The organism is Marseilla massiliensis (genome assembly GCF_023336985.1).
GTDB classification, from domain to species: domain Bacteria; phylum Bacteroidota; class Bacteroidia; order Bacteroidales; family Bacteroidaceae; genus Prevotella; species Prevotella intestinigallinarum.
Genome location: NZ_JAMBLP010000003.1, coordinates 19358 through 29019, shown reverse-complemented (window position 1 = coordinate 29019; position 9662 = coordinate 19358). Strand labels below are relative to the sequence as shown.

General features: G+C 48.3%; 11 protein-coding genes. 6 read left to right on the top strand and 5 right to left on the bottom strand.

All coding sequences use genetic code 11. The features are described from left to right. Complete coding sequence (locus M3089_RS02845) at positions 1 to 1086, bottom strand: hypothetical protein (RefSeq protein WP_249081631.1); 1086 nt, start codon at positions 1084 to 1086, stop codon at positions 1 to 3. A gap of 12 nt (positions 1087 to 1098) precedes the next feature. Beyond that, the gene (locus M3089_RS02840; protein WP_249081628.1) at positions 1099 to 1578 is read right to left on the bottom strand and encodes a hypothetical protein; all 480 of its coding nucleotides are present in this window, start codon (positions 1576 to 1578) and stop codon (positions 1099 to 1101) included. Positions 1579 to 1657: 79 nt separating this feature from the next. On the opposite strand from M3089_RS02840, the gene M3089_RS02835 reads away from it, so the two are divergent. Further along, positions 1658 to 1954: a hypothetical protein gene (locus M3089_RS02835; protein ID WP_249081627.1), complete on the top strand. Its 297-nt coding sequence runs from the start codon at positions 1658 to 1660 to the stop codon at positions 1952 to 1954. Between the two features lie 17 nt (positions 1955 to 1971). On the opposite strand, the gene M3089_RS02830 is transcribed toward M3089_RS02835, so the two are convergent. Next, positions 1972 to 2373: a hypothetical protein gene (locus M3089_RS02830; RefSeq protein ID WP_249081625.1), complete on the bottom strand. Its 402-nt coding sequence runs from the start codon at positions 2371 to 2373 to the stop codon at positions 1972 to 1974. A 183-nt stretch (positions 2374 to 2556) separates the two neighbouring features. On the opposite strand from M3089_RS02830, the gene M3089_RS02825 reads away from it, so the two are divergent. Further along, positions 2557 to 2781: a hypothetical protein gene (locus M3089_RS02825; protein WP_249081623.1), complete on the top strand. Its 225-nt coding sequence runs from the start codon at positions 2557 to 2559 to the stop codon at positions 2779 to 2781. 9 nt (positions 2782 to 2790) lie between these two features. On the opposite strand, the gene M3089_RS02820 is transcribed toward M3089_RS02825, so the two are convergent. Both M3089_RS02820 and M3089_RS02815 read right to left on the bottom strand, forming a co-directional pair. Beyond that, positions 2791 to 4272, bottom strand: a complete 1482-nt coding sequence (locus tag M3089_RS02820; RefSeq protein WP_249081621.1) for a tyrosine-type recombinase/integrase — start codon at positions 4270 to 4272, stop codon at positions 2791 to 2793. A 564-nt stretch (positions 4273 to 4836) separates the two neighbouring features. Continuing rightward, positions 4837 to 5292 carry a helix-turn-helix domain-containing protein gene (locus M3089_RS02815; RefSeq protein ID WP_087207581.1) on the bottom strand — a complete coding sequence of 152 codons (456 nt, stop codon included), beginning with the start codon at positions 5290 to 5292 and terminating at the stop codon, positions 4837 to 4839. A 145-nt stretch (positions 5293 to 5437) separates the two neighbouring features. Here M3089_RS02815 and M3089_RS02810 point away from each other — a divergent pair, with 145 nt between their 5' ends. The 4 genes from M3089_RS02810 (at position 5438) to M3089_RS02795 (ending at position 9531) form a co-directional block, all read left to right on the top strand. Further along, a complete protein-coding gene (locus M3089_RS02810; protein ID WP_087207580.1) occupies positions 5438 to 5629 on the top strand; it encodes a hypothetical protein in 192 nt (63 codons plus the stop codon). 11 nt (positions 5630 to 5640) lie between these two features. Continuing rightward, positions 5641 to 5955, top strand: a complete 315-nt coding sequence (locus M3089_RS02805) for a hypothetical protein (protein WP_249081620.1) — start codon at positions 5641 to 5643, stop codon at positions 5953 to 5955. Between the two features lie 76 nt (positions 5956 to 6031). Then, positions 6032 to 6235 carry a MerR family transcriptional regulator gene (locus M3089_RS02800; protein WP_087331214.1) on the top strand — a complete coding sequence of 68 codons (204 nt, stop codon included), beginning with the start codon at positions 6032 to 6034 and terminating at the stop codon, positions 6233 to 6235. Further along, a complete protein-coding gene (locus M3089_RS02795) occupies positions 6232 to 9531 on the top strand; it encodes a CHC2 zinc finger domain-containing protein (protein WP_249081618.1) in 3300 nt (1099 codons plus the stop codon). The genes M3089_RS02800 and M3089_RS02795 overlap by 4 nt, the downstream gene beginning before the upstream one ends. Positions 9532 to 9662: the final 131 nt, after the last annotated feature.

The following is a 9662-nucleotide window of genomic DNA, read 5'->3' as shown; positions in this document are numbered from 1 at the left end:
TTAGTTTAATGGAGGTGCGCTGTTACTGTTTCCTGTGCCACCTCCGCGTCTGTAATCATCTACGTTGAACTGGTTGGTCTTTTCGTCCACTTCTGCCGCTATGGCGGCTATGGAACGTTTCACTCTGCGCTGTTTCCTCGGCTCGCCTTTGTAGTTTCTTTCCGTGACTTCGGTGTCGTAGATGTCAACTCCTGCGTCCCTTGCAGCGTCAAGCACGGCTTTCTCGTAGTCGGCCTGTGTCTTGTACTTCTTGCCTTGGAACTCGCCGTAGTATCGGTTGCCGGAGCTTCCTCCGTTGTCATAGTATCTTGCGCGTGCCCTTGACGCACTTGCCGATGCGTTCGAAGCTCCTGCGGCTGCCTTGTTGCGGTTAATCTTGCTCTGTTCGAGCTGTGGGGCATACCTCGCTTCCACTTCTGCTTTCTTCGCTTCGTATTCAGCCTGTGTAATCTGATTGTTCCGAAGCTGTTTGTTCAGGTCGTGCATTTCCGCATCGCGCTTTTCCTTAGCTTCGGCGCGTGCGTCCGCTGCCTTGTCGCGTTCCTGCTTGATTTTGTCAAGGCCGAGTTGCCGTTGCCATGCACGTTCGTTGTCGTTGTATGTGTCATCGGCTTGCCGGGCACGCATCAGTCCGTTGATGTACGCCGTCATGTTGGCGTTACGTTCTGCGGTCAGCTTGTCCCAGCGCTTCTTTGTTTTCTCCGACTGCGTTTCAACCGGTCTGTACATATTCGGCGCATACTGCGTGGTAAAGAAAAGGTTGGAGAGTGCCGATATGCCGTCTCCTATGGCGGCGAATATCTGCTCCCTGCGCTGTTTCTTGCGTTCTTTCTCCAGCTCTTCCTGTGTGGGTGGCTTGTAGGGGTTGAGCTGCCTGAACATATCCTCGTAGCTCAATCTCTTGGGTTGCTGCGGCTCCACCTGCTGTGTCGGTGCAGGTTGAACGGCCTGTGCCGGGGAAATACCTTTTTTCTCCTCATCCGAGATTGCCAGCCTGTTCTCATCAGGTGCTGCCGGGGGTGGGGTTGTCGGGGGTGCTGTCTGCCTTGTGCCTCCGCCCAATATGTTATTCAATGTAGTCGACATAGGCATTATGGTTTAGAACGGCATACTTGCTGCCGCATTGGTTACTCCCTGTACTGCGCCCGATATAGCCTGTGCCTTGCCAATCTCAAGCTGCTGCAACTGGTTTTGCAAGTCCGCGTCGCGTTGCAGGTACTGTTGTTCTATCTGGTCTTTCCGCTGCTCGCCGTTCACGGCAATTTGCGCCGTGGCATCGGCCAAGGCTTGATTGTTGGCCGCTTTCGCCGCAGCCGTACTCTCGTCCGTGCCGCCCATCACGGCCTGAGTTCCTGCCGCCTGACGGTTTCTGTTCTTTATGCTCTCCTCCGTCATGGTAAGGATGCGCTGTGCGTCGGCACGTTGTGTCGCGTCTTCGTTGTAACGCCGGTCATACCAGTCTTGGTTTTTCCGTATCTGCTCCTGTACGTTCTGCTTGGCTTTCTTCATCGCCTTTGATGCGGATATGCCGCCGAAGATACTGCCGACTGCTCCTATTGCACTGCCTATTAGTCCCATATCTGTTAAAACTTATCATTTTGTGGCGAAGTTAAACCGTTATCTTTGCACTTGAAGTTTAACTTTTTACGCACGTAATATGAAAGGAAAGAAAACAGGAGGAAGAGTAAAGGGCGTGCCAAACAAACCAAAGCCGGGCCGCGAAATCATAAAGGCACATTCTATGGACTATTTCTCGCCCAATCCCAGGAACGACGGAGGCATGAGCGACTTCGAGCGCGACTTGAGGCTGCTTGACCCTGCCGACAGGGTGAACGCAGAAATCCGTCTGCTCAAATACCACATGCCCGAACTCAAGTCCGTTGACATGGACGCAACCATCACGACACGCATCACCATCGAGGACAAGCTGCGCCAGCTCTCCGGCGACGAATAATCTATTTTCGTCTACTTTTAGACGGTTTCTTTTTCATTGACTGTATCATAATCAGCGGCGGTGTCTGTTTGTTCAGGCATCGCCTTTTTCATGGGCAAGAAAACGCTATTTCTTCCCCATTTATGCCTATTTCTTCCGAATAAAATGGTATTTCTTCCGAAGTTATACTTATTTCTTCCGAAGAAATAGGCTTTTCTTCCGAAGAAACTAAAAAACAGGGTAAAAATGGGGTGTTTTTGGCCTGAAAACGGGCAAAAAATCATTCGTATTTCTTCCGAAGAAAAAGGCATTTCTTCCGAAGTTATTGCTATTTCTTCCGAAGAAATCCGCATTCCTTCCGAAGAAATAGGCTTTTCTTCGGAATTTATACCACAAAGAAAAGAGAAGAAATATATAAGTATATATATTTCATTCTCCATCTACGTCGTAGAGCGCACGCGCGTGTGCGTGTGTATCGTGCGCGCGCATACGCGCTTAGGCACATACGTACAAACACGACGGAAAAAAGAAAACCTGCAAAGAAAGTTTCCTTGCAGGTCGTAAAAAGATAAACTTCGGTTCGCCGCCGGTCGGATTATTTTTGTAGGCAAAAAGAATTTCGCATGAAAAAATCAGTTGAGAACATCATGACACTTTTACGCTCCGGCATCGGCGGCCTCACGTTGAAGTCCGACGACTTCCGTTTTTCCGAACTGTCCATGTTCGCACAGCTCGCCGCGTCATCAGAAACGCCGCTTACTCTCGTTGTGGGTGACAACCTCACCTTTGCCGAAGTCTTGGCGTTGACGAAAACAGCACATGGCTTTCTTCACGTCGATTTGAAATAACATCGCTAACTAAAACCCTTTACCTTTCATTCGCTGGTACACTACGGTCTGTCCCTTGTCCATGTTCTCGACCTTGAACATCACCATTGAGCGTGGCGGTATGTCGTCAGGAAGTTGCGACGCCAGTTTGGCGATAACCTCGTCTACATTGTTGTAGCCGGTGTCGGTAAGCTCCGCCAGCTTCTTTCCCTGAAAGTAAGCCTCAGCGTGAACCTGATAGCGGAACGACAAGCGGAAATGCGGCTCTTCCTCCTGACGCTCGCGCACAGACGGCTTGTCGGTGAAGAAGATGAAGTCAAGCACCTTCTCGTTCAGCAGCCATGCCGGAGTGAAGTCCAGCTTTATGTAGCCGCGCGTCACCTTGTGACCGCTACTGTGGTTCATGGCAAACGCCACCTCGCTGATGGAAGCTCCGCAGTCGTTCTGCGCCACCGTTCCCCACGTGTGCCTGAACGTGTACGCCGAATAGTCCTCGTCCTTTGTCATGCCCATAGCACGGCATATCTGCCTTATGCCGCCGTTCACGTTGGCGCAGAAGCTGTCATTCGTCGTGTGCCTTTTGCTGAACACAAACAGGTGGTCGTCCGTCTCGTCCTCGTTGGCATATTTATCAAACAAAGGCAAGAGGATAGGCGGCACACGCATCTCCATGTACGCACCGTCCGCCCGAAACTTCTTTGTCTTGGCACGCTGGTAGTGGATAATTCCTCCGTGGTAGTCCTCCTTTCGCAGGTTGAACAGGTCAACCGTATTGATACCGGCAAGGCAAAGCACCATCATCGCCACGTCGCGCCCAAGCTCCATGAGCGGATATTTCATCTTGCTCTCCGGCAAAGGGAACGAGAAGAACTCCCGACAAGCCTCCGGCGTGATGGCCAACTTCTCCGTGCGGTCCGCTTTCGGTATCTTCACTTTCACCCACGGGTTAGTCTTGATGCGGATAATACCGTTGTCGTAGTCGTTCATCTCCACCTGTGCCGCCTTGAACACCTGCCTCATGCAGATAGGGTACATCTCCTTTGCCCGGTGCGTCTGTTCCATGCTCTCTATCCACCTGTTCACGAAGTTCGATGTCAGGTGCGAGAACATCACTTTCGTGGTACCGGCGAACCGCTCCATGTGGTGCAATGCCAGCTCGTAGTTCCTCGCGTTGCGCTGCTCTCCCTTGTCTATCATCCTGTCAATGTGCTTACGAGCATAGTCCGAGAAACAGATGTCGTTATATCCGCTTTTCAGGTAGTCTGTGATGTCTTTTACAGTCCAGTGTTCTGTATCAACCCTATTAAGGATTTCCATGTATTCCACTATGCGGTTCGTGCAAAACTGCATCACATACGGGTCTTCAATCTCTCCCGACTTACTAAGTCCCTTGTCGTTTACCATTTTGTCAGTGGGGATATAAGCCACCTTTTTGTGGTGTATCACCCTGATGTAGACGGGATAAAAGCCGTCTTTCCTCTTTGCTTTCACACAAGCCTTAAATGTAGCCATGTTCCAATAGTTTTATGATGTTGTTATACTGTAAGTTCGTTTTTATCTGTAACTTCCTGTAATGACGTTTATTAGACTTGGTAAACCGTAGGTAAACCGCCACCTGATTTCAGGTAAATATTTGGTAAACTTTTCTGCATATTCTGCACGAAAACCATGTAAAACCGTGTAGAAACAAATAGGCGGTAAACCCCTATCGTATAAGAGCTTACCGCCTAATATACTGTTATTTAGCTACTTAGAGCGTATCTTCTACCGCAGCCTGCGCCTCTTTAATACTTTTCTGACTAACAATGCGTTAGAAAGTTTTCGTATGTGATTTGTATGCGTTTAAGGGCGTTTGCGTGAGGTTCTTGTCTCAAATGTATCTTAATTCTCTATTGCAGCTTGAGCCACTGTAATATAAAACTTATTATCAATATCTTATATACGTTTTGTATGTAATTTGTCTGTGCTATCAATCAAGCAATACAATTCATTCTGCAAAAGAGAAACATTGAATCGCCATAAAAATCCCGTGATGCTGCGTGGTAATTTGACGATTGGTGATTTTATCTTTTGATATTACCTCCTTTCTTTTAATAGTTCTATGATGGCGTCCTTATCCTTCAGATTGGAGTCCAGACGGATAATTTGCGCATTCAGGCTATCTATCTGCTCCTTCAATAGCTTGATAGTGCCGTTCAAGTTTTCCACCTTGGCCTGTTCAGCGGTAAGCTGGGCTGCAAGACCACTATCGCCAATGTTGTTATTGGCATCTCCCCCGTCCAATGCTACTGCCGCGAGGTATGCGGATATCTGTGGGTTGACCGGGCAGAACAAGGCGAAAAAATTAAAGTCCAACGCCTTGCAAGCCTTGACAAGCCGCTTGGTCTCCATCGTCTCCCTTTCCAGAAGGCGGTTGATATGCTGTTGGGGGATGCCAAGTCTGCGCCCAAGCTCGGACTTAGAAAGACCGAGTTCGTTGCGGCGTTGGTCAATAGCCTGCCCCACATGTACGTCTTTTATGTCTATATTCATGGGTCAAACCTTAAATTGCAATATTAAATCAACAATTATCAAACAAATATTTGGCTATATAAACCTTTTTATGTTATTTTGCCGATGATATAAATTGAATTAGCGACTACAAAGTTAAACATTAATCATTAAACAAACAAATATTATGGCAGAAAACATGGAAAAAATCCGTCCTGCGCTTGTCGCACTCGAAGTTGGCGATGAAATCACCTTCCACATCTCCAGGCTGAAAAGCGTCCGAACCCAAGCCTCAGAACTTGGTGCCATCTACAACCGTCAGTTTAAGACACGGACGGACAGGGAGAAACAGACCATTACCGTAATGCGTACCTTGTAAATCCTGGATCTATGCAGTTCCTCCAGTTTTTAGACCGTCTAATCCCTTATGACACATTTCTGAATGACCTTGCGGCAAGGATTGTCAAGTACCTGAAATCCGACAATGCCGATCCGGAATTTGTCAGTCAGAGAAAGGCTTATGAGATGTTCGGCCGTCGGAATGTCGAAAGATGGAGACGGCAAGGGAAAGTGGTGTGCTACAAGAGACCCGGCAAAGTGGAATACAGGACGGCTGACCTCCGCCTCCTGCAACGCACGGTACAGGACTATTTCGACAACACTTCTTCCGATATAAACAGAAATAGTTTAGATGCAAAGAAATAAGAAAACAATATCAGGATATGCCTGTGCTGTAACTTATGAGACCTACGGAACTGGCATACGAAAAAAAATATAGCGGATGAGAGAATTAGTGCCAACATGTGACCCGGAAGGGGTTTATTCGGTCAAGCGTACTTGCGCAGAACTGGGTGTCAGTTACAAGACGCTTAGAAAATATAAGGAAAGCGGCTATATCAAGCCGCTTAATCCCGATAATGCCAGCCGTCCAAAATACTCCGGCCAGTCCATAATTGACTGTTGGAAAATCCTGACCACCTTATGATAAGCGAGTCAACAATCAACAAGGTCAGGGAGCTTGCCATAGGGGATGTATTGGAGCCGTATGTCAGGCTGTCAAGGAAAGGCTCGACCCTGATGGGCATTTGTCCGTTCCATGAGGAGCGGACAGGTTCTTTCTCTGTCAGTCCGGGAAAGAACCTGTTCCACTGTTTCAGCTGTAACCGTGGCGGCGATGCCATCACATTCATCATGGAGAAAGAGAACCTTTCCTTCATGGAAGCCATCGAGTTCCTGGCCAGACGGCACAATATTCCCATTGAGTATGTGGAAGGACAGGACAAGGAGCAAGTCGCAAAGATTCAGCACAAGGAAACGCTTCTTGCCATACTCGGCCATGTACAGGACTTCTTTGTAGGCAGCCTGCTGATGCCTGACAGTGATGAAAGCCGCCTTGCCCGTGAATATGCTTATGGAAGATGGCCGGAAGAGTTCTGTTCGGTTGCTGGTATCGGGTACGCGCCGCGTGACGGAGGTGCGTTCATGGAGTTCTGCCGGACAAAAGGACTGGACGAGGATGTACTTTTCGAGCTGGGTCTGCTCCGGCGCGGAGATGACTGTCGTGTCTATGCCATGTTCAGACACAGGATAATGATTCCCATACGCAACAGATGGGGACGCATCATCGCTTATACCGCCCGTTACATCGGAAACAATCCGAAAGCACCGAAATACATCAATTCACCAAACAGCGCGGTGTATGCCAAGGGGGAATGCCTGTTCGGTATAAACCGGGCGAGCCGGGAACGCAGTGCGGAATACTTTATCATCGTGGAGGGGGCGCCTGACGTGTTGCGTATGCAGTCCGTCGGCTACGACAATACCGTGGCCGCATTGGGTACAGCATGGACGGACAGCCAGTTTGAGCAACTGAAAAAGTACACGTCTTCATTATGCTTCATCCCCGATTCCGATATCTGTGAAGGAAAGCCCTTCGGGCCGGGATTTGAGGCGGTCATGGCAAACGGGACAACAGCTGTCAGGAAAGGTTTCCATGTAACCGTAAGGGAACTGCCGTTTGCCGAAATCCCCGACGGTGAAAACGGCTGGAATGTGAAATCCGGAAAGAACGACGCAGACAGTTTCATTCATTGCCGGGAGGATTACACATCACTGAAAGAAAAACTGTTTATTGTCTGGCTGGCGCAGAAACGCTTCCTTATAGCGGATTCTTTGGTGGAAGAACGGAAATGCGTGTCGGAAATTGCCGACTTGATGCGCTACGTGAAAGACCAGCTGGTGTTTAACCAGTGCATTGATGAACTGGCCAGAATTTACGGAAAAGCAAAACTGTGGCGTGATGCCGTAACGCAAGCCCGTGGAGAGGCGCGGAAAAAGCAAGATAAACTCACGCCATTGGACGAAAAGCAGCGTGAAGCGGAATTGTTACGTCAACATGGGTTGTTCATCAGGGAGAACTGTTACTATGCTACCGGGAATGACGATGAGGAACCGTCAAGGATTTCAAATTTCATCATGGAACCGCTGTTCCACATCGAGGACGAGAACAACGGTACACGCATCTTCCGCATGCGGAACACCTATAATATATGCCGTGTCATTGAGCTGAGAGAGTCCGAATTGTGTTCGCTGAACAGCTTCCAGCAAAAGGTCGGCTCGCTGGGCAACTATGTGTGGCTAGCCAAGATAGACAAACTCAACCGTGTCAAAGAATACCTGTACTCCAAAACCGACACGGCGGAACGGGTACGCAAATTGGGATGGAATGCCACGGAGGGTTTCTTTGCTTTTGGGAACGGGATATTGACAGACGGTACTTTCCGTAAAGTCGATGACCTTGGCATTGTCCGTGGCGTGAACGGAAAGGCTTTTTATATTCCAGCCTGTTCAAAGATATACATCCACAATCTGGAGATATTTCAGTTTGAGCGGCTGATGGTACATGAGAACTGGAACGGCATAAAACTATATGATTATGTAGGACGGTTGGTGGAGGTGTTCGGCGAGAACGCCACCGTCGCTTTCTGCTATCTACTCTCCACTTTGTTCCGGGATGTAGTTTTCCGCCGTACAAGACATTTTCCCATTCTTAACCTATTCGGTGAGAAAGGAACTGGAAAAACCACCCTTGCCACCTCGCTCCAGGCGTTCTTCATACACGGTGTAGATCCGCCCAACCTTAGCGTTTCAACAGTCCCTGCCATGAACGACAGGGTTTCGCAGGCGGTCAACACGCTCGTAGTGCTTGATGAATACAAGAACGACCTCGACATTCGTAAGATTGCTTATTTGAAAGGTCTTTGGGGAGGCGGTGGCCAGACAAAGAAAAATACGAACACAGACGGTATGGCCACACAGACCATTGTCAGTACAGGCGTGGTACTTTGCGGTCAGGATAAGCCTACGCAGGATATGGCACTGTACACCCGTGTCATCTTTCTTGGCTTTTCCAAAACTTCATTCAATCAGACAGAGAAAAGCCATTACGAGGATTTGGTGACCGTGTGTAATATGGGGCTGTCGCATCTTGCTGTCGAAGTGTTAAACCATAGGGAACTGTTCGAGAAAAACTTCCCGGAAGTTTACTCCATCACAAAGCGCGAATTGGCGGCAAAACTGGAAAACGAAAAGATACATGACCGTATTTTCGGCAACTGGGTGATACCATTGGCGGCGTTCCGAACATTGGAAACCGTGATAGACGTGCCTTTCAGCTATGCTGACCTGTTCGACATTTCGCTCAGGGGGCTGCGAAACCAAAATGAGTTGGCACAGGAAAGTTCGGAGGTCGCCGATTTTTGGAATATGCTGCAAGGATTCCAGACTTCAGGCAAATGCGTGGAAAAGGCGCATTACCGCATCCGGTATATGCGGAGTTTCCGACCCATATCCGCGAAAGAGGATATAGAGTTCAAGGAAGCACGCCCTATCTTGTATTTGAATATGGCTGCGGTGGCTTCGTTGTTCAACAGCCGGAATACGAATGTCACCACCAACCGTTCTAATTGGTCAACCATCCTATCCTATTTGAAGTCGCATCCTACCTATCTAGGTTTAAAGCAGGACAGGTTCACCATACTCATGCCAAACGGTATGCCCGATTATACGATAGAAATAGTTGGCAACGAACAGGTCAAAAAGGTCAAGGTCAACCGCCCAAAAGCGTTGTGCTTTGATTACCAGCAGTTGAAAGATATGTTTGGGCTTGACCTTGAAACAGAAGTAATAACAGATGCCCAAGAAACTGTAGAGGAATACGACAGTGCAGAAGATGCAAATCTTCCATCAGAAGTAGCCATGCAGAAAGAGTTTCCTTTTTAATGTGTCAAGAACCATAAAAGATAGTAGAATGAAGCTTTATACAGGTTAATAATTATCTCTACATAGGGATTGTGAAGAAATTACAGTAAAAAAGCAGTAGAGGATTTGGTAGTATCAAGTATTATTCGTAT

What these genes read in the sequence shown, in the direction of transcription:
- M3089_RS02820 (WP_249081621.1), bottom strand. Translation starts at nt 4,272, where the DNA reads ATGGCTACATTTAAGGCTTGTGTGAAAGCAAAGAGGAAAGACGGCTTT.
- M3089_RS02795 (WP_249081618.1), top strand. Translation starts at nt 6,232, where the DNA reads ATGATAAGCGAGTCAACAATCAACAAGGTCAGGGAGCTTGCCATAGGG.
- M3089_RS02825 (WP_249081623.1), top strand. Translation starts at nt 2,557, where the DNA reads ATGAAAAAATCAGTTGAGAACATCATGACACTTTTACGCTCCGGCATC.
- M3089_RS02805 (WP_249081620.1), top strand. Translation starts at nt 5,641, where the DNA reads ATGCAGTTCCTCCAGTTTTTAGACCGTCTAATCCCTTATGACACATTT.
- M3089_RS02810 (WP_087207580.1), top strand. Translation starts at nt 5,438, where the DNA reads ATGGCAGAAAACATGGAAAAAATCCGTCCTGCGCTTGTCGCACTCGAA.
- M3089_RS02815 (WP_087207581.1), bottom strand. Translation starts at nt 5,292, where the DNA reads ATGAATATAGACATAAAAGACGTACATGTGGGGCAGGCTATTGACCAA.
- M3089_RS02800 (WP_087331214.1), top strand. Translation starts at nt 6,032, where the DNA reads ATGAGAGAATTAGTGCCAACATGTGACCCGGAAGGGGTTTATTCGGTC.
- M3089_RS02835 (WP_249081627.1), top strand. Translation starts at nt 1,658, where the DNA reads ATGAAAGGAAAGAAAACAGGAGGAAGAGTAAAGGGCGTGCCAAACAAA.
- M3089_RS02840 (WP_249081628.1), bottom strand. Translation starts at nt 1,578, where the DNA reads ATGGGACTAATAGGCAGTGCAATAGGAGCAGTCGGCAGTATCTTCGGC.
- M3089_RS02845 (WP_249081631.1), bottom strand. Translation starts at nt 1,086, where the DNA reads ATGTCGACTACATTGAATAACATATTGGGCGGAGGCACAAGGCAGACA.
- M3089_RS02830 (WP_249081625.1), bottom strand. Translation starts at nt 2,373, where the DNA reads ATGGAGAATGAAATATATATACTTATATATTTCTTCTCTTTTCTTTGT.